This is a genomic window from Mesorhizobium sp. P2_H9, assembly GCF_056403215.1.
This window is the reverse complement of record NZ_JBFUFX010000006.1, coordinates 102,819-126,342: the sequence shown is the minus strand read 5'-3', so window position 1 is coordinate 126,342 and position 23,524 is coordinate 102,819. Positions and strand designations below refer to the sequence as shown.

24 protein-coding genes are annotated in these 23,524 nt (G+C 63.8%); 4 read left to right on the top strand and 20 right to left on the bottom strand.

Going from position 1 to position 23,524, the window contains the following annotated elements; genetic code table 11:
- Positions 1-83 precede the first annotated feature (83 nt).
- The 4 genes from AC1DXN_RS12940 to rplS form a co-directional block, all read right to left on the bottom strand.
- Positions 84-908, bottom strand: coding sequence for a class I SAM-dependent methyltransferase (locus AC1DXN_RS12940; RefSeq protein WP_477270336.1), 825 nt, complete (start codon positions 906-908; stop codon positions 84-86).
- Between the two features lie 127 nt (positions 909-1,035).
- On the bottom strand, positions 1,036-1,542 hold the full coding sequence (locus AC1DXN_RS12935) for a MarR family winged helix-turn-helix transcriptional regulator (protein ID WP_477270334.1): 507 nt from the start codon (positions 1,540-1,542) through the stop codon (positions 1,036-1,038).
- The gene (locus AC1DXN_RS12930; RefSeq protein WP_477270332.1) at positions 1,539-1,973 is read right to left on the bottom strand and encodes an organic hydroperoxide resistance protein; all 435 of its coding nucleotides are present in this window, start codon (positions 1,971-1,973) and stop codon (positions 1,539-1,541) included. The genes AC1DXN_RS12935 and AC1DXN_RS12930 overlap by 4 nt, the downstream gene beginning before the upstream one ends.
- A 147-nt stretch (positions 1,974-2,120) precedes the next feature.
- Positions 2,121-2,660: a 50S ribosomal protein L19 gene (gene rplS / locus AC1DXN_RS12925; RefSeq protein WP_477248724.1), complete on the bottom strand. Its 540-nt coding sequence runs from the start codon at positions 2,658-2,660 to the stop codon at positions 2,121-2,123.
- 327 nt (positions 2,661-2,987) lie between these two features.
- On the opposite strand from rplS, the gene AC1DXN_RS12920 reads away from it, so the two are divergent.
- Positions 2,988-3,740 carry a sulfite exporter TauE/SafE family protein gene (locus tag AC1DXN_RS12920; RefSeq protein ID WP_477270330.1) on the top strand — a complete coding sequence of 251 codons (753 nt, stop codon included), beginning with the start codon at positions 2,988-2,990 and terminating at the stop codon, positions 3,738-3,740.
- A gap of 13 nt (positions 3,741-3,753) precedes the next feature.
- On the opposite strand, the gene AC1DXN_RS12915 is transcribed toward AC1DXN_RS12920, so the two are convergent.
- The 3 genes from AC1DXN_RS12915 to rimM all read right to left on the bottom strand — a co-directional run bounded on the left by AC1DXN_RS12915 (position 3,754) and on the right by rimM (position 5,769).
- Positions 3,754-4,341, bottom strand: a complete 588-nt coding sequence (locus AC1DXN_RS12915) for a hypothetical protein (RefSeq protein WP_477270328.1) — start codon at positions 4,339-4,341, stop codon at positions 3,754-3,756.
- Between the two features lie 136 nt (positions 4,342-4,477).
- A complete protein-coding gene (gene trmD, locus AC1DXN_RS12910) occupies positions 4,478-5,173 on the bottom strand; it encodes a tRNA (guanosine(37)-N1)-methyltransferase TrmD (RefSeq protein WP_477270326.1) in 696 nt (231 codons plus the stop codon).
- Positions 5,170-5,769 (bottom strand): ribosome maturation factor RimM, encoded by a 600-nt coding sequence (gene rimM, locus AC1DXN_RS12905; RefSeq protein ID WP_477270324.1) that lies wholly within the window; start codon positions 5,767-5,769, stop codon positions 5,170-5,172. Before rimM ends, trmD begins: the two co-directional genes overlap by 4 nt.
- Positions 5,770-5,883: 114 nt before the next feature.
- Between rimM and AC1DXN_RS12900 the strand changes: the two genes are divergently transcribed.
- The gene (locus AC1DXN_RS12900) at positions 5,884-6,822 is read left to right on the top strand and encodes a tyrosine recombinase XerC (protein ID WP_477270322.1); all 939 of its coding nucleotides are present in this window, start codon (positions 5,884-5,886) and stop codon (positions 6,820-6,822) included.
- 400 nt (positions 6,823-7,222) lie between these two features.
- Positions 7,223-8,293 carry a TraB/GumN family protein gene (locus AC1DXN_RS12895; protein ID WP_477270320.1) on the top strand — a complete coding sequence of 357 codons (1,071 nt, stop codon included), beginning with the start codon at positions 7,223-7,225 and terminating at the stop codon, positions 8,291-8,293.
- Between the two features lie 23 nt (positions 8,294-8,316).
- Here the strand turns inward: AC1DXN_RS12895 and AC1DXN_RS12890 are convergent, their stop codons facing one another.
- The 11 genes from AC1DXN_RS12890 to mdh form a co-directional block, all read right to left on the bottom strand.
- Complete coding sequence (locus tag AC1DXN_RS12890) at positions 8,317-8,793, bottom strand: DUF2867 domain-containing protein (RefSeq protein WP_477270318.1); 477 nt, start codon at positions 8,791-8,793, stop codon at positions 8,317-8,319.
- Between the two features lie 893 nt (positions 8,794-9,686).
- Positions 9,687-11,090: a dihydrolipoyl dehydrogenase gene (gene lpdA / locus AC1DXN_RS12885; protein ID WP_477270316.1), complete on the bottom strand. Its 1,404-nt coding sequence runs from the start codon at positions 11,088-11,090 to the stop codon at positions 9,687-9,689.
- Between the two features lie 88 nt (positions 11,091-11,178).
- Positions 11,179-11,934 carry an SDR family oxidoreductase gene (locus AC1DXN_RS12880; RefSeq protein WP_477270314.1) on the bottom strand — a complete coding sequence of 252 codons (756 nt, stop codon included), beginning with the start codon at positions 11,932-11,934 and terminating at the stop codon, positions 11,179-11,181.
- Positions 11,931-12,449 carry a hypothetical protein gene (locus AC1DXN_RS12875; RefSeq protein ID WP_477270312.1) on the bottom strand — a complete coding sequence of 173 codons (519 nt, stop codon included), beginning with the start codon at positions 12,447-12,449 and terminating at the stop codon, positions 11,931-11,933. The genes AC1DXN_RS12880 and AC1DXN_RS12875 overlap by 4 nt, the downstream gene beginning before the upstream one ends.
- A gap of 41 nt (positions 12,450-12,490) precedes the next feature.
- Positions 12,491-13,777: a 2-oxoglutarate dehydrogenase complex dihydrolipoyllysine-residue succinyltransferase gene (gene odhB, locus AC1DXN_RS12870; RefSeq protein WP_477270310.1), complete on the bottom strand. Its 1,287-nt coding sequence runs from the start codon at positions 13,775-13,777 to the stop codon at positions 12,491-12,493.
- Positions 13,778-13,825: 48 nt separating this feature from the next.
- On the bottom strand, positions 13,826-16,810 hold the full coding sequence (locus AC1DXN_RS12865) for a 2-oxoglutarate dehydrogenase E1 component (RefSeq protein WP_477249482.1): 2,985 nt from the start codon (positions 16,808-16,810) through the stop codon (positions 13,826-13,828).
- Positions 16,811-16,946: 136 nt separating this feature from the next.
- Positions 16,947-17,849, bottom strand: coding sequence for a succinate--CoA ligase subunit alpha (gene sucD, locus AC1DXN_RS12860; RefSeq protein WP_477249484.1), 903 nt, complete (start codon positions 17,847-17,849; stop codon positions 16,947-16,949).
- A gap of 11 nt (positions 17,850-17,860) precedes the next feature.
- On the bottom strand, positions 17,861-18,358 hold the full coding sequence (locus AC1DXN_RS12855) for a DUF1579 family protein (RefSeq protein ID WP_477270308.1): 498 nt from the start codon (positions 18,356-18,358) through the stop codon (positions 17,861-17,863).
- Between the two features lie 2 nt (positions 18,359-18,360).
- Positions 18,361-18,732, bottom strand: coding sequence for a cupin domain-containing protein (locus AC1DXN_RS12850; RefSeq protein ID WP_477270306.1), 372 nt, complete (start codon positions 18,730-18,732; stop codon positions 18,361-18,363).
- Positions 18,733-18,736: 4 nt separating this feature from the next.
- Positions 18,737-19,930, bottom strand: a complete 1,194-nt coding sequence (sucC, locus tag AC1DXN_RS12845; RefSeq protein WP_477270304.1) for an ADP-forming succinate--CoA ligase subunit beta — start codon at positions 19,928-19,930, stop codon at positions 18,737-18,739.
- Between the two features lie 59 nt (positions 19,931-19,989).
- Complete coding sequence (gene mdh / locus AC1DXN_RS12840; protein WP_477249490.1) at positions 19,990-20,958, bottom strand: malate dehydrogenase; 969 nt, start codon at positions 20,956-20,958, stop codon at positions 19,990-19,992.
- A 213-nt stretch (positions 20,959-21,171) separates the two neighbouring features.
- Here mdh and AC1DXN_RS12835 point away from each other — a divergent pair, with 213 nt between their 5' ends.
- Entirely contained in the window at positions 21,172-21,603 is a 432-nt protein-coding gene (locus tag AC1DXN_RS12835) for a GNAT family N-acetyltransferase (protein WP_477270302.1), read from the top strand.
- A gap of 61 nt (positions 21,604-21,664) precedes the next feature.
- Here AC1DXN_RS12835 and zapE read toward each other — a convergent pair whose 3' ends face one another.
- The gene (gene zapE, locus AC1DXN_RS12830; protein ID WP_477270300.1) at positions 21,665-22,864 is read right to left on the bottom strand and encodes a cell division protein ZapE; all 1,200 of its coding nucleotides are present in this window, start codon (positions 22,862-22,864) and stop codon (positions 21,665-21,667) included.
- Between the two features lie 29 nt (positions 22,865-22,893).
- The gene (locus tag AC1DXN_RS12825; RefSeq protein ID WP_477270298.1) at positions 22,894-23,433 is read right to left on the bottom strand and encodes an AprI/Inh family metalloprotease inhibitor; all 540 of its coding nucleotides are present in this window, start codon (positions 23,431-23,433) and stop codon (positions 22,894-22,896) included.
- Between the last annotated feature and the right edge of the window lie 91 nt (positions 23,434-23,524).

Here is a 23,524-nt window from a genome sequence, read left to right as displayed (position 1 = left end):
GTGGCGCTTCAAGCAAAAGCGGATTCCAATGCTTTCCATCAGGGGATTCCGGAACGATCTTTGCCCGTAGCTGGATTCGGCACTCAGCGCCGCTTGGTTGCGCCGATCGACACGGAAAGCGGAATCTTGGTCATGCCGTCCGGCAGCGCGTAAAGCCCCTCGCCGGCCTCGACCATGTAGGGGAATTCCTTCCAGCCCAGAATGGCATGCTCGTTGAGGAAGTCGATCGTCATGTCGGACGCGATGAGGGCGTTGATGACGTCGCCCAACGGGTGGATCCACTCATAATTCAGGCGATGGGTCAGCGGCCGCTCGTCGCCGGTATAGGTGTGCGTGTCGTGCCATTCCAGCGGCGCCTGTGGCGGCGTCCGCCAATCCAGCAACAGACCGGGCTGATCGGTCTTGCGGCCGCACTGGAACATCGTCGGGTGCCCATCGAGGAAATACAGCTTGCCGCCCGGCCGCAGCAGATTGGCGACCACCTTGGCCCAGCTGAAGATGTCGTCCAGCCAAATCGTCGTGCCCCACGTCACGTAGACGAGGTCGTAATAGTCGTCGAGCGCCGCCACCGCATCATAGACCGAGGCCTCGACGAAGCTGACTTCGGCGCCGGCCTGGGCGGCAAACCGGCGCGCCGCGGCAAGCGCCTTGGGGGCGAAATCCAGCCCGGTGACGCTTTTTGCGCCGAGATGCTTCAGGCTGATCGTGTCGAGCCCGATATGGCACTGCAGGTGGGCGATGTCCTTGCCGGCGATGCGATTGCCGACTTCCCGCTTTTCCAGCGCGGTCAGGCTCAAGCCGCCGGCCAGAACCCGATCGATCGGGTAATAGCGATGGGCCTCGTCAGTGGTATGCAATTCGGCTCGGTTGTCCCAGTTGAAGCGGTTCGCCCTGGCGAAAGAATCCATCACATCACTCCAAAAAGCAGAAGGGGCAGCCGAAGCCCCATTGCTAAGCGATGTTATGTCCAATGCAAGATATATTAGTAAGAGATTGTTTACCCTATGGCGCCGGGCAGGCGTTCCAACCGGGCGATCAGTCACGCTCCGGCGCAGTGCCCGCCGCGCGCAAGCCGGCGACAAAGCGGGTTAGCGTGCGGTGCAGGGATTTCAACTCGGCCGCCTCGAGCGGCATGGCGCAGGCCAGCCCGGCGGATACGTCCTGCGTGCGTGCGCGCAGCGCCAGGCCTTTTGCCGTCGGTTCGACCAGCACGCGGCGCTCGTCGGCGGCGTCGCGCCGGCGGGTCACCAGGCCGTTCGCTTCCAGCCGTTTGAGCAGCGGCGTCAGTGTCGCCGAGTCGAGCCCCAGCGCTTCGCCGAGCGCGCCGACCGTGCTTGGCGCGCGTTCCCACAGCACCAGCATTGCCAGATATTGCGGATAGGTGAGGCCGAGCGGCTCGAGCAGCGGCCGGTAGAGTTTCGTCATCAGCCCGCTCGCCGAATAGAGCGCGAAGCAGAGCTGCTGGTCGAGCCGCGGAACGCGGAACGTCCCGGCTGATACCGCCGGGACGTCGCTGGTACTCTCTGTCGTCTTTGTCGTCATGCTGCCTTTGCCGGAAGCGCCACTGCCGAAAGCGCCACCTCGACATTGCCCTTGATGGCGTTGGAATAGGGGCAAACCTGGTGCGCCGCCGATACAAGCGCTTCCGCGGCCGCCTGATCAAGACCTTTAGTCTCCGCCTCCAGCGAAACGCCAAGCCGGAAGCCGCCCTGGCCATTGGCATGCAAGCTGACATTGGCCGTCACCGCCGCATCCTGCAGCGGCAATTTCTGCTTGCCGGCGATGAAGCGCATGGCGCTTTCGAAGCAGGCGGCATAGCCGGCGGCAAACAGCTGCTCGGGATTGGTGGCGCCGCCCTTGCCGCCGAGTTCCTTCGGCGACGCGAGGTCGAGGCTGAGCAGGCCATCATTGCTCCGGACGTGGCCGGCGCGGCCGCCGACGGCGCGAGCTTGGGTGGAGTAGAGTGCAGGCATTTCATGTCTCCATTTAATTTGTACACGATTAGATAGTGTACAAGATAATTGGAGTCAACCCGGCTGAGAGCGGATTTCCGGTTAATTCCGTTCGAAAACGAAAAAGGCGGCCGAAGCCGCCTTTCCGAAATCTGCGCCTGAAAAAACTTATTCGGCGGCGGTCGCTTCCGCGGCCTTGGCAGCCTCGTCGGCAGCCTTCTTCTCGGCGGCGTCCTGCGCGGCCTTCTCGATGGCCAGCGCCTGGGCGGCGGCCACCTTCTCGGCCTCGATGCGGGCCTTCTCGGCGTTCAGCGCATCGCGTTCGTCGTCGTTCAGCTTGCGGGCGCGCACGCCGGTGTTTTCCGAAATACGGGCCGACTTGCCGCGACGGTCGCGCAGGTAATACAGCTTGGCACGACGCACCTTGCCGCGGCGAACGATCTCGACGCCTTCAACCATCGGCGAGTAGACCGGGAACACGCGCTCCACGCCTTCGCCGTAGGAAATCTTGCGAACGGTGAAATTTTCCTGGAAGCCGGCGCCGGCGCGGGCGATGACGACACCCTCATAGGCCTGGACGCGGGTGCGGGTGCCTTCGGTCACGCGGACCTGAACGCGCACGGTATCGCCGGGCTGGAATTCGGGGAGCTTGCGCTTGGCTTCGATCTTGGCGGCCTGTTCGGCCTCGAGCTGACGGAGAATATCCATCTAAAAGTCCACTTCTTGTTCTTCCGACAGTCAGAGCGTCCGACACTCGCCTTGCAGTTCCAATGACCGCTCGGCTATGCCCTTTGTCCCCCGAGACATCATCTTTCTTCGGGACATCGGGCAGGGGCGACTACACCGTCATTGTTGACGGGTCCGGTAGATTGTTCTTCCGGTTCGGGCGGGCACATACAGCTATTTCGAGGCTTTGTCACGCCTTGGCCCTGTCTTTTTTGCTCGCATGCCACCACGCAATCGCCCAGCGCGGGGTTGCGCCGACCCTGCAAGCTTCCTAATCCGGGAGCAGCACTCTTGTCCGGCGGCCTCACAATGTCTGTTTTCGACGCAGTCCTGCTCTTTCTCGCCGGCTTTCTTTCAGGGGCGGCCAATGCGGTCGCCGGCGGCGGCACGTTCATCACCTTCGGCGCCATGACGCTGGTCGGCCTGCCGCCGATCGTCGCCAACGCCACCTCCTCGGTGACGCAGTTTCCCGGCTATGTCACCTCGACGCTCGCCTACTGGGCCGATATCAAGCATTTCTGGCGCGGCGCGTTGCTGCTCTGCTTGATCTCGGCTTTGGGCGCGCTGGCCGGCGCGCTCATCCTCTTGGCGCTCTCCAATCCCTCGTTTCGTGTCCTGGTGCCGTGGCTGCTGCTGGGCGCGACCGCTCTGTTCGCCGCCGGGCCGTGGCTGAAGCCGGCGCCGAAACCCGGGCATGAAGCGTCGGTCGGCTCGCTGGCCGGCTCCCTGGCGCAGTTCGCCACCGCAATCTATGGCGGCTTCTTCGGCGCCGGCATGGGCGTGATGATGCTGGCGACGCTGGGCCTGACGCAAGCCGGCGACTATCACCGGCTGAACGCGCTGAAGAACATGCTGGCCGTGGTCATCGCCGCCGTCGCCATCCTGGTCTTCGTTTCCGGCGGCGTCATCGCCTGGCCGCAGGCGATCGTCATGATCCCCGGCGGCGCGCTCGGCGGCTATGCCGGCGTCTGGATCGCCAAGCGCGTTCCGCAGAACGCCGTGCGCGGCTTCGTCGTCGCCGTCGGCCTGTTCCTCGCCTTCTACTACTTCACCAAGGGCTGACGAGATCCGGGCTTCAGCCGGCCGAGAAGAAGTCGACCGCAAGCACGACAAGGCCGGCGGCAAAGGCCGCACCACCGATTGCGTGCGCCAGCCCGACGGATTTGGCGGCGCGCCGGTTGGCGGCAACAGCGCCCTGCCAGTAGAGGGCAAAGCCTGCGATCACGATCAGCAATTCCAGACCTGCCGAAGCCACGGGGTAACGCCACAGGCCGAAGCCGAGCAAAGGCAGGTCGAGCGCGTTTGCGGGCAACAGCGGCAGATCGGGCCGATGCACGACCAGATCGAGCAGCCAGTGCGAAAACGCCACCGCGCCGACCACGACCGCCACCGGGCGTCCATATCGCGGCGCAAAAAACGCGCCGAACAGCGCCGAGAGCGCCAGCGCCCCAAGCAGCGAGTGCGTGTACCAGGCATGGATGAAGGCGGCGCCGTATCCGGCGTCGGTCGCGTCGGGCGCCTTGCTCAGGCCCTCGACACCGGCGAGCAGCAGCGGCACGAACACGATATCCAGCCAGGCCGTCGCCAGCATCAGCGCATAGAGCGGCACGGCTGGGCGGCGCGCCTTGACGGCGGCGGCAAGTCCAAAGTGACCGGCGATCATCGGGCTTGATCCGAGCCGCCCGTCGACCAGGCAATATATCGGTCCAGAAAGCCGAATATGCCCGCGAAAACAACGATGCCGAGGATAAACGCCATGCTTGCTCCTGATTGGTGATGGGTCGTAGCGCGCGGGCGATTCACTTTCGCGGCAGGGCCGCCAACAAATCCGGCCTTCGCTCGCCTGTCAATTTCTCGGATTCGCTGCGCCGCCACTTCGCGATTTTTGCATGGTTGCCGGAGATCAGCACTTCCGGAATCGGACGACCTTCGAACTCCTGCGGCCGTGTGTAGTGTGGATGTTCGAGCAGGCCGTTCTCAAAGCTCTCTTCCTCGCCCGACACCGCATTGCCCATCACGCCCGGCAACAGCCGCACCACGGCATCGAGCAGCACCAGGGCCGCCGGCTCGCCGCCGGAGAGGATGAAGTCGCCGACGGAGACCTCTTCCAGTCCGCGCGCTTCGATCAATCGCTGGTCGACGCCTTCGAAGCGGCCGCAGACGATGACAGCACCCGGTCCGGCGGCCAGTTCGCGCACGCGGGCCTGCGTCAGCGGTTTTCCGCGTGGGCTCATCAAAAGGCGCGGGCGCGGATCACCTGTTGGCGACGCGTGGTCGATGGCTCTCGCCAGCACATCGGCGCGCATCACCATGCCGGCGCCGCCGCCGGCCGGCGTATCATCGACGGTGTGATGGCGGTCGGTGGCGAAGTCGCGGATCTGGATCGCCTGCAGCGACCACGTGCCGGATGCCAGCGCGCGGCCGGCCAGCGACAGGCCGAGCCCGCCCGGAAACATCTCGGGATAAAGCGTCAGCACCGAGGCGGAAAAACTCACCGGTTGCCCCCGGCATCCCTCGGTCCGCGCGGCCTGCCCTTGGCGTCGAAATCCTCCTCGCGCGGCCCATCGCCATCCTCGTCCTCGACCAGCCCCGCCGCCGCCAGATCGATGCGGATGAAGGCATCGGCAATCGATACCTCGGGAACGGCGGCCTGGGTGAACGGGATCAGCACGCCTTTGCGGCCCGCCAGCGTCACGTCCAGAATGTCGCCGCCGCCGAAATTGTGCACGGCGACGACCTTGCCAATGGCGGCATTGGTGTCGTCGCGGACTTCCAGCCCGACGAGGTCGGCATGATAGAACTCGTCCTCCTCGCCATCGTCCGGCAGCATCGAGCGGTCGACGAACAGTTCCGTGCCGGCCAGTGCCTCGGCGGCGTTGCGGTCGCTGATGCCCTTGAAGCGCACGACGACGACGGTGTTGGCCGGCCTTATATCGATGATCTGGAAGGCACGGCCGTCCCTGGCGTAGAGCGGCCCGTAATCGGCCAGCGCCAATGGCTCGCCGGTAAAGGTCTTCACCCGCAATTCACCCTTGATGCCGTGGGCGGCGCCGATCACGGCCATCTGCACGGGGTTCTGGGGCTTGGTCATGGCAAACATTCCTTTGCCTTGCTCTACCGCCGCCTCGGCGTCATTTCAATGACGCAGCTCTTCACTGCTTCCTAACCCGACTGCCCGACAATGGCAGGGAACTGGAACAGCGCCATGCAGGAATTCCTCATCCCGGCCAAGCCTGACCTTCAGGCAGCGCGCGAAAGCTGGCTGAAGATGCTGGCACGCGAACGCCGGCTGTCGCCGGAAACCGTCGAGGCCTATGAGCGCGACACGCGCCAGTTCCTGCATTTCCTCACCGGCCATTGCGGCGGCTCACCCGGCATTGCCGAAATCGCCAACCTGCGTCCGGCCGATCTGCGCGGCTTTCTCGCCGCCCGCCGTAACGCCGGCGCCGGCGCCCGCACGCTTGGCCGCGGCCTGGCCGGTATCCGCTCGCTGCTGCGCTTTCTCGAGCGGCGCGGCCTCGCCAATGCAGCGGGTGCGGCGGCGCTGCGCGCGCCGCGCCAGCCGAAATCGCTGCCCAAGCCGCTGACGGCAAGCGATGCCAAACATATCGTCTCGGTGGAAGGCCAACTGGCCGAAGAACCGTGGATCGCCGCCCGCAACGCGGCCGTGCTGACGCTGCTCTATGGCTCGGGCCTGCGCATTTCCGAAGCGCTCGGCCTGTCGGGCGCCGATCTCGCTTTGGAGAGCGACACGGTGCTGCGCATCACCGGCAAGGGCGGCAAGACGCGGCTGGTGCCGGTGCTGCCGGTGGCGCTGCGGGCGATCGCCGAATACCGGCGGCTGTGCCCCTTTCATCTCGACCCGAAAGGCCTGTTGTTTCGCGGCGCCCGCGGCGGCCCGCTGAACCCGGCCATCGTCCAGCGCGACATGGCCAAGTTGCGCTCGGCGCTCAACCTGCCCGACACCGCGACGCCGCATGCGCTGCGCCACTCCTTCGCCACGCATCTGCTGGGACGCGGCGGCGATTTGCGCACCATCCAGGAACTTTTGGGCCATGCCAGCCTGTCGACGACGCAGATCTACACCGGCGTCGACACGGCAAGGCTGCTCGAGATTTACGAGTCCGCTCACCCAAGAGCGTGATCGCTGGCAGTGCGCTGCGTAGCGGGATTTGGGCGAAGCCTCTCAGCTTCGTCATCCTAGGGTGAAGCAGTCGCGAAGCGACGTCGCGGAAACCCTAGGATCCATGCCGTGACGGTCCACACGCGCACAGCGGTTCAGAATGACGGTGGCGCTCACCAGAGCCGGTATTGCACCGCCACAACGCTCCTAAGTCGCGGCATGGATCCTCGGGTCTGCGCTGCGTCGCTACGCTCCTTGCTCCGCCCGTGGATGACGAAGAGATGGGCGCTTCCGCCAACCACCAACGTGCGCGCCACCTATGAGCGCAGATCATCTTCAGAGTCTCTGCAACAGAACCGGTCAGGACAATTTCCCCCCATCAATTAACCGTTTTGCCGCTTTTTGTCCCTAGAACCGGGTCATGAAACGCGTCATCGCCATCGCCGACCGGGCGGCACTTGTGTCGCTGAAGCTGCTTGTCGCGCTCAACGTCCTGTTTTTCCTGTCTTTCCTCATCATCGCCCTCATCGCGGCCGGCAAGGCGCATGCCGAAATCCCGACCTGCAGCGGCGCCGACATGCTGTCTGCTTTGCAGAAAAGCGATCCCGCCGCCTACCAAAAGGTTGAAGCGGAAGCTGCTGCCACGCTGAACGGCAAAGGCCTGTTGTGGAAGCTGGAAAAGCCGGGCGAAAAGCCATCCTGGCTGTTCGGCACCATGCACATGACCGATCCGCGCGTGACCGTGCTGCCGCCCGCGGCGCAGACGGCCTATGACGCCGCCGGCACCATCGTCATCGAAACCACCGACGTTCTCGACAAGCAAAAGATGATGGCGGCGATGCTCGAAGAGCCGGGCCTGATGATGTTCACCGACAACACGACGCTGTCGTCGCTGCTGTCGCCGGACGATGCGGCGGCGATGAACAGCGCGCTCGACGCGCGCGGTATCCCGCCGCTGACGGTGGCCAAGATGAAGCCCTGGTTGTTGTCGGCGATGCTGGCCCTGCCGGCCTGCGAACTCGCCCGCCAGTCGGGCGGGGCACCGGTGCTCGACGTCAAGCTGGCGGAAGGTGCAACGGCTTCCGGAAAGTCGGTCGAAGGCCTGGAAACAGCTGTCAGCCAGCTGCGCGCCATGGCCTCGCTGCCGCTCGCCTTTCACATGAAGGGGCTCGTCGACACGCTGAAACTCGGCGACAAGGTCAATGACGTCAACGAGACCATGATCGTGCTCTACCAGCGCGGCGAGACCGGCATGTTCTGGCCGATGTTTCGCGCCGTGATTCCCGGCGGCGACGATGACCAGGCCGGCTACGCCGCGTTTGAGGAAACCATGATCACCAGCCGTAACAAGGTGATGGTCGATCACGCCGGGCCGATCCTTGCCAAAGGCAACGCCTTCATGGCGGTCGGCGCCCTGCATCTTCCCGGTCCTGAAGGCCTGATCGAGGGTTTCCGCAAGGCCGGATACACGGTTACCCCGGCCGGCCTTTAGGTTCCCGTTGTTGGGTCCGACGCTTACTTGGCCAGGACCTGAGCCAGCATCGCCGGCACGATAATCCGGTGAAAGGGTTTGACGATCGCGAGATACACCCGGCCGAACAGATTGTGTGTCTTGACGATCGTCGACGCGGCGACTTCCTGGCGGCCGCTGCCAAGCTCCCTGACCTCGACCAGAACGCGAAAGTCGAGATGCCGGTCGTCGAGACCGAGGACGACCTTGCCTGGGGACCGGCTGATGAGCGGAAATATCCCGACCTTGTCTTCGGGCGCTGACGCGGCATCCGCGCCTGTCTTCAGGCGAAATGGCCGGACGGCGAGATTGCGCAGCGCCAACAGCGTGCCGACCCATCGCGGCGTTCGCCCCATGACGCGTTCGGTTGCGGCTATTGCGCTCAACGACAGGCCGTTTGCGACCAGCACGTAGCGGTCGGCGAATTGCGCGCCGGAAAGAACGTCTTCGGGATTGGGAAAAATCTGTGAAAGCGGCTTCATCGCGGCCATCCTCTAAAAGCAGAATAGCAGCGGCAGTCGCGCCGCGCTGCGTGGCGAAACGTCGCCAGCCATCTCAAGGCCTGGAGCCTGATCCCGAACCGAAGGTCCGCGTTAGCAAGAAGTGGGTACCGGTTTTCGGAAAAGATTATGCTCAAAAAAGCCCCATCGCGATGAATCGGGATGGAATAGGCCCCAGTCGAGGATTTCCACAAAGCCGGCTATACTGTAAGCGTTGTCAACTGAGTCGCATGGCAGAGAGGGGGGCGGATTGCCGTGTTTTTGGCGTTTTCCAACCCTAGCGTGAAACCCATTCAACGATTGCGCGTTGATGGCTATTGATTGATATCTTTCATCCACGGAGGAGGACTTTTTATGGCGAATCCAAACGACGCTCCCAAGTCGGGTGGCGGCAGCGCATGGCTGATTGCCCTGGTTGTCATTATCCTGGCGATTGTCGCTTACTATGTTTTCGGCAGAAGTGGCGAACATCCGGCGCCAGCTGAACCGCCGGCAGCCAGCACACCGGCGCCCGCCCCTGCGCCCGCCGAGCCGATGAAGCCCGCCGAACCGGCGCCTGCTCCCGCACCAGCCCCAGCGCCCGCACCGGCTCCTGAGCCAGCGCCGGCTCCTGCACCGGCTCCAGCTCCAGCGCCAGCGCCCGCACCGGCCAACTGATCAGGCCACTGATTGCAAACGAGAACGGCCCGCTGCAAAGCGGGCCGTTTTGTTTTAGCGCCTGAAAGGCCTTTCCAGAAACTCGCTCCGGTGAGTCAGCTGGTGTGGTTTTCGGGGTCGCCGCAGGCGACGAGCGCAGCGGACATTTGGGTCCGTGAGCACCGGAAGCGGAGAAAACCGCGCCAGATGGCCGCCGGGAGTAGAGTTTATGAAAGGCCTTAAATGTGGATCGGCTTGAAGAAGGTGGCCAGCGCCGCTTCCTTCACCGCTTCCGACGTCGTGGGATGCGCGTGGCAGGTGCGGGCGAGATCTTCCGACGAGCCGCCGAACTCCATCAGCACCGCCGCCTCGTGGATCATCTCGCCGGCGCCGAAGCCGACGATGTGGACGCCGAGTACGCGGTCGCTCGCCTTGTCGGCGAGGATTTTGACGAACCCATCCGTGTGCAGCATGGCGCGCGCCCGGCCATTGGCGGTGAACGGGAATTTGCCGACCTTGTAGTCGATGCCGGCCTTCTTCAATTCCTCCTCGGTCTTGCCGACCGAAGCGATCTCCGGGCTGGTGTAGACGACGCTTGGGATCACGTCGTAGTTGACATGACCGGCCTGGCCGGCAATGGTCTCGGCCACCGCCACGCCCTCATCCTCAGCCTTGTGGGCCAGCATCGGCCCGGCGATAACGTCGCCGATGGCGTAGATGCCCGGCACATTGGTCCTGAGATGGCCGTCGGTCTTGACCCGGCCGCGCTCGTCGACTTCAACGCCGGCCTCCTTCAGCCCAAGGCTGTCGGAAAAGGCGCGGCGTCCCGTCGCGATCAGCACCGTGTCGGCCTCGATCGTCTCAGCCGCTCCGCCTTTGACAGGCTCGAAGGTGACGGTCGCGCCCTTCTTGGCCTTGGCGACGCCGGTGACCTTGGCGCCGAGCTTGAACTCGAAACCTTGCTTGGACAGCAGGCGCTGGAACTGTTTGGAGACTTCGCCGTCCATGCCGCCGAGGATGGTATCGAGAAACTCGACCACGGTGACCTTGGCGCCGAGGCGCGCCCACACCGAGCCGAGTTCGAGCCCGATGACGCCGCCGCCGACCACCACCAGATGGCCCGGAACCTTGTCCAGCGACAGCGCGCCGGTCGACGACACGATCACCTTCTCGTCGATGTCGACCTTGACACCCGGAATGCCGGCCACGTCGGAACCGGTGGCGATGACGATGTTTTTGGTCTCGATTTCCTCGACCTTGCCGTCCTCTGAGGTGACCGACACCTTGCCGGCCGCGAGCACCTTGCCGGTGCCGCGAAAGCTGTCGATCTTGTTCTTCTTGAACAGGAAGGCGACGCCGTTGACGTTGGACGTTACCGTCGCATCCTTGTGCGCCATCATCTTCTTCAGATTGAGCTTCGGCGTCACCTCGACGCCGAGCGTGTCGAAGGAATGGCTTGCCTCGGCGAACATCTCGGAAGCATGCAGCAGCGCCTTGGACGGGATGCAGCCTATGTTGAGGCATGTGCCGCCGAAGGTCGCATTCTTCTCGACCACTGCCGTCTTCAGCCCGAGCTGTGCTGCCTTGATGGCGCAGACATAGCCGCCCGGCCCCGATCCGATGATAACGACGTCATAAGCCATGATGATGTCCTTCTTGCCTAGAGCATGATGCCGAAAAGTGTGACGCGGTTTTCGGAGAACATCATGCTCGATCCCTTTGATTTATGGCTCAGCGGCCGCCGCTCACATTCAAGATAGCGCCCGTCGTATAGGACGCCTGGTCGGATAGAAGATAGAGGACCGCATGCGCAACTTCATCCGCCGTGCCGGCCCGTTTCATCGGCAGCACATCCCGCATCCGCGCCACACGGTCCGGCTGGCCGCCTGAAGCATGGATCTCGGTGTCGGTGATACCGGGGCTGACCGCATTGACGCGCACGCCTTCGGTCGCCACCTCGCGCGCCAGCCCGATGGTCATGGTGTCGATCGCGCCCTTGGACGCGGCATAGTCGACATATTCGCCCGCCGCGCCATGAATTGCAGCAACCGAGGAGAGGTTGACGATGGCGCCGCCCTTGCCGCCATGGCGGGTCGACATGCGTTTCACCGCCTCGCGGGCGCAGAGAAAGGGGCCGATGACGTTGATGCGCATCATTCGCTCCAACCGTGCCGCACTCATCTCATCGATGCGCGCCTTGACGTCGACGATGCCGGCATTGTTGACGAGCGCGTCGAGCCGGCCGAAGGCGCGGTCCACCGCTTCGAACATGGCGACGATATCGGCCTCGACGCCGACATCGCCCTTGACGGCAAAAGCCTCGCCGCATGCGGCCTTTATTTCAGCGACCAGCGCGTCGGCGGCGGCCTGGTTCGACGCATAGTTGACCGCGACGCGGTAGCCGGCCGCGGCCCCGAGCCGGCAGATGGCCGCGCCGATGCCGCGGCTGCCGCCGGTGACCAGCAGCACTTTTTTCGCCGCGCTCATTCCTGGCAACCCTTCAGCAGAAAAACATCCCACGGCACTTTCGAAAATCCGTTCTCGCCATAGGCCGCCGACATCTGCAGCGACGCTCCGAGGTCTGGAAAGATCAGGCTCCTCGGCGCATCCACTTTTTCGGCCGGCAGCAAGGCGATGTTGCCCTTGTCATCGGCGCTGTAGACGACGCCCTCCCACACCGTGCAGGCGGCAAGCTCGTCGCCGGTGACGTCGCCGGTCGGGCATTTGTACATCAGCGAGCCATGCGGCCGCGCCACGCCATCCGTCCACATGACGATGCCGTCGAGGACGACATCCTTGTCGAGCATCATCTTGAAGCTGTTGGTGACGGTTGCCGAATCCGTCGTCGGCCGGAAATCAATACCGGCCTCGCTCTCGGCATCGCCATAGACGGCGAGCGCCAGCGGGCAGGCGGCATGGGCATTCGCCGCGACCAGCGCCATGCCGACCGCGACCGATGCGATCGACAAACTTCTGAACAGGCGAAAGGAACGGGTCGTCATGCGGCGGCGCAGTCCTTCTTCGGCTCAGCCCGGGCAGCGCATTACAGATCGAGCACCAGCCGTTCCGGATCCTCCAGGCTTTCCTTGACCCGCACCAGGAAGGTCACGGCTTCCTTGCCGTCGACGATGCGGTGGTCGTAGCTCAGCGCCAGGTACATCATCGGCCGGATCACGATCTGGCCGCCAACCACCACCGGCCGGTCCTGGATCTTGTGCATGCCGAGAATGCCCGACTGCGGCGCGTTGAGGATCGGCGTCGACATCAGCGACCCGTAAACGCCACCGTTGGAAATCGTAAACGTGCCGCCTTGCATATCCGCCACCGACAGTTTGCCGTCGCGCGCGGCGATGCCCAGCCGGCCGATATCCTTCTCGATCTCGGCGATCGACATCTGGTCGGCATTGCGCACCACCGGCACGACGAGGCCCTTTTCGGTGCCGACGGCGACGCCGACGTGGGCATAGTTCTTGTAGATGATGTCGGTGCCGTCGATCTCGGCATTGACGGCCGGGATTTCCTTCAGCGCGTGCGTCACCGCCTTGGTGAAGAAGCCCATGAAGCCAAGCTTCACGCCGTGCTTTTTCTCGAACACATCCTTGTACTTGGTCCGCAGCGCCATCACCGCTGACATGTCGACATCGTTGAAGGTGGTCAGCATGGCGGCGGTCGACTGCGCTTCCTTGAGCCGGCGCGCGATGGTCTGGCGCAATTTGGTCATCCGCACGCGCTCTTCGCGCGAGGCATCGTCGGCAGAGGTCGGCGCACGGGCAACGACCGGCGCTGGTGCGGGCGCCGCCTTCGGCGTCTCCGCCGGTTGCGACGGCGCGCCCTTGGAAATCGCGTCCAGCACATCGCCCTTCAGCACCTGGCCGCGCTTGCCGGAGCCGGAGAGCTGGTCGACCGACAGATTGTTCTCGGCGATCAGTTTCGCCGCCGCCGGCGCCGGCGGCATGGAGCGCGCCTCGATGGCGCCGGCATCGCCGGCGATCTTGGCGGTTTCGGCCGCCGCCTGCTTGACCGTGGAGGCGGCGTTCGGTGACGAGGCCTGCGATACGGCTTGCGGCTTGGTCGCCGGGGCAGCGGCGTCGCCGCCAGCCGCGATCATGCCCAACAGCGCGCCGACGCCAACCGTGTCGCCTTCCTTGGCGGCGATCTCGCTCAGCATTCCCGCGGCGGCGGCCGGCACTTCCACCGTCACCTTGTCGGTTTCGAGCTCGACCAGCGGCTCGTCGGCGGCAATGGCGTCACCCACCTTCTTGAACCATTTGCCGATGGTCGCCTCGGTGACGGATTCGCCGAGAGTGGGAACGCGGATTTCGGTAGCCATTGTGCCTGTCCGTTTCTTTCGGTTCTGTTTTATTCGCCCAATTCTGTTCTATTCGCCGAGCGCGTCTTCGAGCAAGGCGGCGAGCTGGGCGAGATGCTTCGACATCAATCCGGTCGCCGGCGACGCCGCCGCCGGCCGGCCGGTGTAGCGCACCCGCTGATGCTTGGCGTCGATATGCGCCAGCACCCATTCGAGATACGGATCGATGAACGACCAGGCGCCCATGTTCTTGGGCTCCTCCTGGCACCACACCATCTCCGCGTTGCGGAAGCGTGACAGTTCGGTGATCAGCGCCTTGGCCGGGAACGGATAGAGCTGTTCGACGCGCAGCAAATAGATGTCGTTGATGCCGCGCTTCTCGCGCTCCTCGTAGAGGTCGTAATAGACCTTGCCCGAACACAGCACGACACGGCGGATCTTCGAATCCTTGACCAGCTTGATCGCCTGGCCGGACAGTAGTTGGGCGTCGTCCCACAGCAGCCGGTGGAAGGCGCTTTCGCCCGAAATTTCCGGCAGCGTCGACACCGCCCGCTTGTGGCGCAGCAGTGATTTTGGCGTCATCAGGATCAGCGGCTTGCGGAAGTCGCGCTTCAACTGCCGGCGCAAGATGTGGAAGTAGTTAGCCGGCGTGGTGACATTGGCCACCTGCATGTTGTCTTCGGCGCAAAGCTGCAGGAAGCGCTCGAGACGGGCCGACGAATGCTCCGGACCCTGGCCTTCATAGCCATGCGGCAACAGGCAGACGAGACCCGACATTCTGAGCCACTTGCGCTCGCCGGACGAGATGAACTGGTCGAACACCACCTGGGCGCCATTGGCGAAGTCGCCGAACTGCGCTTCCCACAACGTCAGCGCCTTCGGCTCGGCCAGGCTGTAGCCATATTCGAAGCCGAGCACCGCCTCTTCCGAAAGCATCGAGTTGATGACTTCGTAGCCGGCCTGCGCCGCCGACAGATTGTTGAGCGGGATATAGCGGGTCTCGTCGCGCTGGTCGTAGAGCACGGAATGGCGCTGCGAAAACGTGCCGCGCTCGGAATCCTGGCCGGACAGCCGGATCGGATTGCCGTCGAGCAGGATGGCGCCGAAGGCCAGCGCCTCGGCCGTCGACCAGTCGATGCCTTCGCCCGAATCGATCGCCTGGCGGCGGTTCTCGAGGAAGCGGATGATCGTCTTGTGCGCCTCGAACTCCTTCGGCACTTCGGTCAGCTTCTTGCCGATTTCCTTCAGCGTCTTGACCGGCACCGCGGTCTTGCCGCGCCTTTGTTCGTCCTGGTTGTCGGCCGTACGCAGGCCCGACCAGGCGCCGTCCAGCCAGTCGGCTTTGTTCGGCTTGTAGTGCTGGCCGACTTCCCATTCCTGCTCGAGATGCAGGCGCCAGTCGGCCTTGAGCTTGTCGAACTCGGCCTGGGTCAGGTGTCCCTCGGCGATCAGCCGCTCGGCATAGATCTGCACCGTCGTCTTGTGGCTACGGATGTTGCGATACATGATCGGCTGGGTGAAGGCCGGCTCGTCGCCCTCATTGTGGCCGAAGCGGCGGTAGCAGAACATGTCGACCACAACAGGCTTGTGGAACTTCATGCGGAATTCGATCGCCACCTTGGTGGCGTGGACCACGGCTTCCGGATCGTCGCCATTGACGTGGAAGATCGGCGCCTCGATCATCTTGGCGACGTCGGACGGATAGGGCGACGAGCGCGAGAAGCGCGGATTGGTGGTGAAGCCGATCTGGTTGTTGATGATGACATGCAGCGTGCCGGCAACGCGATGACCGCGCAGGCCCGACAGGCCGAGGATCTCGGCAATCACGCCCTGGCCGGCAAAGGCGGCGTCGCCGTGCAGCAGCAGCGGCAGCACCTTGGCGCGCTCCTCCAGCGGCACGATTTCCTCGCGGCTGCGGCCGAACAGATAGTCCTGCTTGGCGCGCGCCTTGCCCATCACCACCGGATCGACGATTTCCAGATGCGAGGGATTGGCGGTCAGCGACAGGTGCACCTTGTTGCCGTCGAACTCGCGGTCCGACGAGGCGCCTAGATGGTACTTGACGTCGCCCGAACCTTCGACCTCGTCGGGAGCTGCCGAGCCACCCTTGAACTCGTGGAAGATGGCGCGGTGCGGCTTGGCCATCACCTGGGAGAGCACGTTCAGCCGGCCGCGATGCGCCATGCCGAGCACGATCTCCTTCATGCCGAGTTGGCCGCCACGCTTGATGATCTGCTCGAGCGCCGGGATCAGCGCCTCACTGCCATCGAGGCCGAAGCGCTTGGTGCCCTTGTACTTAACGTCGATGAACTGCTCGAACCCTTCGGCCTCGACCAGCTTCTGCAGGATCGCCTTCTTGCCGGTGGCGGTGAAGGAGATCTCCTTGTCGACACCCTCGATGCGGCCCTGGATCCAGGCCTTCTCGACCGGATCGGAAATGTGCATGAACTCGACGCCCAGCGTCGAGCAATAGGTGCGGGTCAGGATGTCGAGCATCTGCCGGATGGTGCCGAATTCGAGCCCGAGCACATTGTCGAGGAAGATCGGCCGGTCGTAGTCGGCTGATGTAAAGCCGTAATTCTCCGGCGACAGCTCGTTGTAGTCCTCGAGCTTGGCGATGCCGAGTGGATCGAGATTGGCGTGCAGATGGCCGCGCATGCGGTAGGCGCGGATCATCATGATGGCGCGCACCGAATCGCGCGTCGCCTGGTGCACGTCGGCGTCGGAAAGCACGATGCCGTTGGTGACCGCCTTGTCCTTGACCTTCTTTTCCAGGTGCTTCTCGACGACGCCCCAATTGCCGTCGAGCGCCGACACCAGTTCGCCATTGGCCTGCAGCGGCCAGGAGGGCCTGGCCCATGAGGCGCCCTTGGCGTTCTTGCGCACATCGCCGGCGTCGTCCTTCAGCGCCGCGAAGAAGTCCTGCCATTCGGGATTGACCGATTCCGGATCGTCCTCATAGGCCGCGTGCAGTGCCTCGATATAGTCGGCATTGCCGCCATAGAGGAAAGAGGTGAGCGAAAACTGGTCGTTGGCCTGATCTTGTCTTGCCATGTCACTTAGCGGAGCCGCGCTCCGTCTCCTTAGTTGGAGGGAGTAAGGGAGTAGGTCAGTAGGGGAGTAGGGCTTCTTGGCCGCTAATCTCTTTCCCTACTCCCCTACTCCCTTACTCCCTTACTCCCCTATTCCCTTAACCCTTGATCGCCTCGACCAACGTCGTGCCCAACCGCGCTGGCGAGGGCGAAACTTTTATCCCGGCCGATTCCATCGCCGCGATCTTGTCCTCGGCGCCGCCCTTGCCGCCGGAGATGACCGCGCCGGCATGGCCCATCGTGCGTCCCGCCGGCGCCGTGCGTCCGGCGATGAAGCCGGCCATCGGCTTCTTGCGGCCGCGCTTGGCCTCGTCCTTGAGGAACTGCGCCGCGTCTTCCTCGGCCGAGCCGCCGATCTCTCCGATCATGATGATCGACTTGGTCTCGTCATCGGCGAGGAACATCTCAAGCATGTCGATGAACTCCGTGCCCTTGACCGGGTCGCCGCCAATGCCGACGGCGGTGGTCTGGCCGAGGCCGACATTGGTGGTCTGGAAGACTGCCTCATAGGTAAGCGTTCCCGAGCGCGAAACAACGCCGACCGAACCCTTGCGGAAGATGTTGCCGGGCATGATGCCGATCTTGCATTCGTTGGGGGTCAAGACGCCGGGGCAGTTGGGGCCGATCAGCCGCGAGGTCGAGCGATCGAGCCGTGCCTTGACCTTGATCATGTCCATCACCGGAATGCCTTCGGTGATGCAGATGATCAGCGGGATCTCGGCCTCGATGGCTTCCAGGATGGCTTCGGCAGCACCCGCCGGCGGCACATAGACGACCGAGGCATTGGCGCCGGTCTTTTCCTTGCCTTCGGCCACGGTGGCGAAGATCGGCAGGCTTTCGCCCTTCGAGCCGGTCCAGGTCTCGCCGCCCTTTTTGGGATGGATGCCGCCGACCATTTTGGTGCCGTGATATGCCAGCGCCTGCTCGGTGTGAAACGTGCCGGTCTTGCCGGTCAGGCCTTGCACCAGCACCTTGGTGTTCTTGTCGATGAGAATGGACATGATGGCCCTTTTTACAAACCGTTGATCGAGGAAGGCGAAACGCGTCGGTAAACGCCGCTCACCATGTCTTGCCAGGCATTGCTACCGGCCGGCTGGAACTCCAGCCGCATGCGGTAGCTGTCGTCTGTATCGAAAACATAAGTCACCCGGGCCGATCCGCGCGGCGACGAGCGGACCAGCACCAGTTCGCTGCCATTCCATACGCCTGTGGCCGGCGACGCCGGGACAAAGCCCATCGAATCGAACTGATGCATGGTGACGACGCCGTTTTGCTGGTCGAAGCCAAACACATTGTGCGACCCGAACGAGATCGTGCCGTCGCGGCGCTGGCGATAGCGCTGCACCACGAACAGGCCGCCGAACTGTGCCTCTGCCAGCACTTCTGAGGTCGCCGTGCCGGCATCGGTCCATTGTGTGGCCGCCACCTCTTCTTCGCCATGCCACGCGCCGACCAGCGCCTGCAGGCGCTGCTGATCGGCCGAGAGCGAGGAGAAGGAGGCCGCGTTCATGGTCAGAGCCGCTTCAAATCGGCGACGGTAAGGTCGCTCTTGGCATTGCCGGTGTTGAGCGTCGTCGCCGGCTCGAACATCAGCACCACCGGCTCCGCCGTGAGTGAGCGCGGACGATGCTCGACGCCACGCGGCACGACGATGAAGTCGCCCTCGCCGAGTTCGACCGGACCGTCGCGGAAATCGATGGCGATGCGCCCGCGCAGCACGAGGAAGGCTTCATCCTCTTGCTCATGCGCGTGCCAGTCGAAGATCTCGCCGAACTTGGCGACCTTCGCCTGGCTGTCATTCACGTCACCGGCGATATGCGGATCGAAGACCTTCTTGATCTTCGCGTCCGCCGCCTCGACGAGGTTTATCTTGCGCGGAGGCACAGGTTCAGCCCTTCACCGCCGCCACGATCTTCTTGGCTGCGTCGTCGAGGTCGTCGGCCGAAACGACGTTCAGGCCGCTGTCGTTGATGATCTTCTTGCCGAGCTCGGCATTGGTGCCTTCCAGGCGCACCACCAGCGGCACCTGCAGCCCGACTTCCTTGACCGCGGCAATGACGCCCTCGGCGATGATGTCGCACTTCATGATGCCGCCAAAAATGTTGATCAATATGCCTTTGACCGCCGGGTCCTTGGTGATGATCTTGAACGCCGCCGTCACTTTTTCCTTGGACGCGCCGCCGCCGACATCGAGGAAGTTGGCGGGTTCGGCGCCGTAGAGCTTGATGATGTCCATCGTCGCCATGGCAAGGCCTGCGCCATTGACCATGCAGCCGATATTGCCGTCGAGCGCGACATAGGCGAGGTCGTATTTCGACGCCTCGATCTCCTTCTCGTCCTCTTCGGTGGTGTCGCGCAGTTCGAGCACGTCGGGGTGGCGGAACAGCGCGTTGTTGTCGAACGACACCTTGGCGTCGAGCACGCGCAGCCGCCCGTCCTTCATGACGATTAGCGGGTTGACCTCGAGCAGGCTCATGTCCTTCTCGACGAAGGCCTTGTAGAGGATCGGGAACAGCGTATCGCCGTCCTTGGCAGCACTGCCGTCGAGCTTCAGCGCGCCGTTGAGCGCCTTCAGGTCGGACGCCGTGACGCCCTTTTCCGGGTCGATGGCGACGGTGATGATCTTTTCCGGCGTATCATGGGCGACGCCCTCGATGTCCATGCCGCCTTCGGTCGAGACGACGAAGGCGATGCGGCCGACCGTGCGGTCGACCAGGATCGACAGATAAAGCTCACGCGCAATGTCGGCGCCGTCCTCGATGTAGAGGCGGTTGACCTGCTTGCCGGCCGGGCCGGTCTGCTTGGTGACCAGCGTGTTGCCGAGCATCTCCTTGGCGTTGGCGGCCACTTCGGCCACCGACTTGGCCAGCCGCACGCCACCCTTGGCATCGGGCGAAAGCTCCTTGAACTTGCCCTTGCCGCGGCCGCCGGCATGGATCTGGCTCTTCACCACATAGAGCGGGCCGGGCAGCGCCTTGGCCGCGGCTTCCGCCTCGCTCGCCTTGAACACCGGCACGCCTTCGGCAACCGGTGCGCCAAAGCTCTTCAGCAGCGCCTTGCCCTGATACTCATGGATGTTCATCGAGAATGTCTCCGGATCTTGGCAGCTAGGATGTCACTTGGCGGGATGACGGCGAGACGTCACTTGTTGGCGAGATGCGGAGCGATCTTGACGCAGGCCTCGGTCAGGCCCTGCACCGTCGCCACCGACGCATCGAACATCTTCTGCTCCGCCTTGTTGAGGTCGATCTCGATGATGCGCTCGACGCCGCCGGCGCCGATCACAACGGGAACGCCGACATAGGTGCCTTTGACGCCGTACTGGCCGGAGAGGTGCGCCGCACAGGGCAGCACGCGCTTCTTGTCCTTGAGGTAGGCTTCGGCCATCGAAATCGCCGAGGCGGCCGGCGCATAGAAGGCCGAGCCGGTCTTGAGCAGGCCGACGATCTCGGCGCCGCCGTCGCGGGTGCGCTGCACGATCTGGTCGAGCTTTTCCTTCGAGGTCCAGCCCATCTTGATCAGGTCGGGCAGCGGAATGCCTGATACCGTCGAATAGCGGATCATCGGCACCATGGAATCGCCGTGGCCGCCGAGCACGAAGGCGGTGACATCCTCGACCGAGACCTTGAACTCCTCGGCCAGGAAATAGCGGAAGCGCGAACTATCGAGCACGCCGGCCATGCCGACGACATGGCTCTTCGGCAGGCCCGAGAACTTCTGCAGCGCCCAGACCATGGCGTCGAGCGGGTTGGTGATGCAGATAACGAAGGCCTTTGGCGCATACTTCTTGAGGCCTGCGCCGACCTGCTCCATGACCTTCAGATTGATGCCGAGCAGATCGTCGCGGCTCATGCCCGGCTTGCGCGGCACGCCGGCGGTGACGATGCAGACATCCGCACCCTCGATGCCGGCATAGTCGTTGACGCCGGTCAGCCGGGAGTCGAAACCATCAACCGGCGACGACTGCGCGATATCGAGACCCTTGCCTTGCGGGACGCCCTCGGCGATATCGAACAGCACCACGTCGCCGAGATCCTTGAGGCCGATCATGTGTGCGAGGGTGCCGCCGATCATGCCAGAGCCGATGAGCGCTATCTTGTTGCGTGCCATGTGAGGATGTTTTCCCTTTGTCGGTGACGGCGCCGAACGGCGTCGAAGAAGAGCCGGAATGCTGCGGGGAACCGCGAATTTTCGCCGCACCCAATAGCCTTGGTGGAGAAAATATTCAAACGATTATTTTCGAGTGAATAATTTCAATCGGTTAGAAACATTGGGATTTACGTAAACGTCAAAGTTTGTAAGCTGACTTGGGAGATTTTGCACATGACTGTGGAAATCAGAAGGCTGTTTCCGGGCGATGACGTCGTTTTGATGCAAGTCGCCGAAGATGTGTTCGACGAACCGGTGCAGGCTGACAGGCTGGCCGCCTATCTCGCCATGCCGGGTCACTTCATGATCGTGGCCATGGCCGAAAGTGTCGTCGTCGGCCAATGCGCCGCCGTCATCCACCGCCACCCGGACAAGGTCAGCGAACTCTACATAGACGAGGTCGGCGTCTCGCCCACCTTGCAGCGCCAGGGCATCGCCCGAAAAATGCTCGACGCCATGTTCGCACTCGGCCGCGAGCATGGCTGTGGGGAAGCATGGGTTGGCACCGAGCCCGATAATGTTGCGGCGCGGGCGCTCTATGATACGCGCAAGGAGCCGCATGGGCCGGCGGAGGAGTTTGTGATGTATGTGTATGAACTTTTATGAACTTTAGAGACTGGCCGAAAGCTTCCCCAACTCCGCCCTAGGATGACGAATGCGTGGTGGGCTAGGCCTGCGCCTGCTGCACTTCGGCCGTCGCCTTCGCCTTGTGCCGCTCCGCCCAGTCTTCCAGCCAGTCGCGGCTCCGCATCTCGATCAATCTCGACGCAGTCCGCTCGAATTCGAACACCTCGACGCCGCGCTTGGCGGTGTAGAGCAGCTGTGGCTGTGCCGCGGCACTCACCACCAGCCGCACGTGATGGTCGTAGAGCGTGTCGATTAACAGGATGAAGCGTTTGGCCTCGTTGCGCCGGCCTTCGCCGAGCACCGGCACATGGTCGATGAAGATGGTCGAGAAGCGGTTGGCAATGGCCAGAAAATCGCGGGCGCCGAGCGGCTTTTCGCACAGATCGGCGAAGGAAAACCGCGCCGCCGCGCCGGCCGCGCGTGGCACCACAACGTGCCGGCCCTTCACCGTCAGCGTCGTCTCGACCGTCGGCGCGCCATGCGTCATCGCTTCCCAGGCGTCGTCGAGCGTCCGCTCGGCGGCGGCATCGTCGGGAGTGACATAGACCGGCGTACGCGCCAGTTTTTCCAGGCGGTAATCCTTGTCGGCATCCAGCGACAGCACATGCGTCTGCCGTTCGAGAATGCCGATGAAGGGCAAGAACAGCTGGCGGTTCAGCCCGTCGCGATAGAGATCCTGCGGCGCGACATTGGAGGTGGCGACCAGCACCACGCCATTGGCAAACAACGCCGAGAACAGCCTGGACAGGATCATCGCATCGGCGATGTCGGTGACCGAAAACTCGTCGAAGCACAGCACCCAGGCCTGCTCGGCCAGGGCGCGCGCCACCGGCGGGATCGGATCGTCCTCCTTGACGTCGCCGTTCTTGCGCGCCGCCCGGTGCTTCTGGATGCGGTCCTGCACGTCGGCCATGAAGTCGTTGAAATGCACCCGGCGCTTGCGCCGCACCGGCAGCAGCTCGAAGAACATGTCCATCAACATGGTCTTGCCGCGGCCGACGCCGCCATGGATGTAGAGGCCCTTGACCGGCTCATGCGTTTCGCGCTTGCGGGCGAACAGCCAGCCCAGCGCACTCGATTTGTGCGCCAGCCGCTTGGCCGAAATCTCGTCGGTCAGCCGGTCGAGCGCGGCGGCGATCCGCATCTGCGCCGGGTCGCGTTCGATCGCGCCGGTCTCGATCAGATGATCGTAGCGCTGCCTGACGGTCGCATGGGTCTGGAGGCCGTCACGCAGATGCATCGGTCACGTCATTAAAGAGGCGGGTCGGTCTACCTTGTAAGCGAAATCGGCAAGCCGTTGGAAGTCTGGCCGTCGAATTTCGAGCCGCCCGAGGAATAGAGCCGCGCCAGCGCGCCGCCATTCTCGTCATAGAGCGTCAGCTGCTTGCCGGCGACGTTCCACGACTTGATGCCGTCGATGGGTGCTGGGCAATGCAGCGGCCCGGCACGGAAGCCGGCGCCAAATTTGGTCTGCGGCGTCGCCACCTTGCAGTTCTGTCCGGAGACACTGGCGTTCCAGACGCCGGCGACGCTGGCCGCGGTCAGGTCGGTGGCGCCGGCCGGCGCCGATCCATCCGGCGGCAGCGAGGCGACCTGCGTGTTTGCCGGCGCGGTCGGGAATTGCGACGGGTCGGTGGCGCCGGGCGTCGCCGGCGGCGGCAGCTGGTTGCCGGTGACCTGGCCGGCGGGCGCAGGCTGCAGCGGCGCCGGCTGCTGATCGTCCATTGATGAAAAGCGCGAGGTCGAACAGCCGCTCGCAATGAGAGCGGCCAGCGATACGGCCAGCAGGCCGGTCTTCGAAAAATTCATGTCAACCTCCGTCGGATCCGGCTGGGGCTGCCGTCCGCACAATCTCACCCCCACCAAGACGGAGAAGGTGGCGAAATTTCAACCTGATATG

Bases quoted from the DNA above. Each gene is read 5' to 3' on its own strand.
- AC1DXN_RS12940 (WP_477270336.1), bottom strand. From the start codon at position 908: ATGGATTCTTTCGCCAGGGCGAACCGCTTCAACTGGGACAACCGAGCC.
- AC1DXN_RS12935 (WP_477270334.1), bottom strand. From the start codon at position 1,542: ATGACGACAAAGACGACAGAGAGTACCAGCGACGTCCCGGCGGTATCA.
- AC1DXN_RS12930 (WP_477270332.1), bottom strand. From the start codon at position 1,973: ATGCCTGCACTCTACTCCACCCAAGCTCGCGCCGTCGGCGGCCGCGCC.
- rplS (WP_477248724.1), bottom strand. From the start codon at position 2,660: ATGGATATTCTCCGTCAGCTCGAGGCCGAACAGGCCGCCAAGATCGAA.
- AC1DXN_RS12920 (WP_477270330.1), top strand. From the start codon at position 2,988: ATGTCTGTTTTCGACGCAGTCCTGCTCTTTCTCGCCGGCTTTCTTTCA.
- AC1DXN_RS12915 (WP_477270328.1), bottom strand. From the start codon at position 4,341: ATGATCGCCGGTCACTTTGGACTTGCCGCCGCCGTCAAGGCGCGCCGC.
- rimM (WP_477270324.1), bottom strand. From the start codon at position 5,769: ATGACCAAGCCCCAGAACCCCGTGCAGATGGCCGTGATCGGCGCCGCC.
- AC1DXN_RS12900 (WP_477270322.1), top strand. From the start codon at position 5,884: ATGCAGGAATTCCTCATCCCGGCCAAGCCTGACCTTCAGGCAGCGCGC.
- AC1DXN_RS12895 (WP_477270320.1), top strand. From the start codon at position 7,223: ATGAAACGCGTCATCGCCATCGCCGACCGGGCGGCACTTGTGTCGCTG.
- AC1DXN_RS12890 (WP_477270318.1), bottom strand. From the start codon at position 8,793: ATGAAGCCGCTTTCACAGATTTTTCCCAATCCCGAAGACGTTCTTTCC.
- lpdA (WP_477270316.1), bottom strand. From the start codon at position 11,090: ATGGCTTATGACGTCGTTATCATCGGATCGGGGCCGGGCGGCTATGTC.
- AC1DXN_RS12880 (WP_477270314.1), bottom strand. From the start codon at position 11,934: ATGAGCGCGGCGAAAAAAGTGCTGCTGGTCACCGGCGGCAGCCGCGGC.
- AC1DXN_RS12875 (WP_477270312.1), bottom strand. From the start codon at position 12,449: ATGACGACCCGTTCCTTTCGCCTGTTCAGAAGTTTGTCGATCGCATCG.
- odhB (WP_477270310.1), bottom strand. From the start codon at position 13,777: ATGGCTACCGAAATCCGCGTTCCCACTCTCGGCGAATCCGTCACCGAG.
- AC1DXN_RS12865 (WP_477249482.1), bottom strand. From the start codon at position 16,810: ATGGCAAGACAAGATCAGGCCAACGACCAGTTTTCGCTCACCTCTTTC.
- sucD (WP_477249484.1), bottom strand. From the start codon at position 17,849: ATGTCCATTCTCATCGACAAGAACACCAAGGTGCTGGTGCAAGGCCTG.
- AC1DXN_RS12855 (WP_477270308.1), bottom strand. From the start codon at position 18,358: ATGAACGCGGCCTCCTTCTCCTCGCTCTCGGCCGATCAGCAGCGCCTG.
- sucC (WP_477270304.1), bottom strand. From the start codon at position 19,930: ATGAACATCCATGAGTATCAGGGCAAGGCGCTGCTGAAGAGCTTTGGC.
- mdh (WP_477249490.1), bottom strand. From the start codon at position 20,958: ATGGCACGCAACAAGATAGCGCTCATCGGCTCTGGCATGATCGGCGGC.
- AC1DXN_RS12835 (WP_477270302.1), top strand. From the start codon at position 21,172: ATGACTGTGGAAATCAGAAGGCTGTTTCCGGGCGATGACGTCGTTTTG.
- zapE (WP_477270300.1), bottom strand. From the start codon at position 22,864: ATGCATCTGCGTGACGGCCTCCAGACCCATGCGACCGTCAGGCAGCGC.
- AC1DXN_RS12825 (WP_477270298.1), bottom strand. From the start codon at position 23,433: ATGAATTTTTCGAAGACCGGCCTGCTGGCCGTATCGCTGGCCGCTCTC.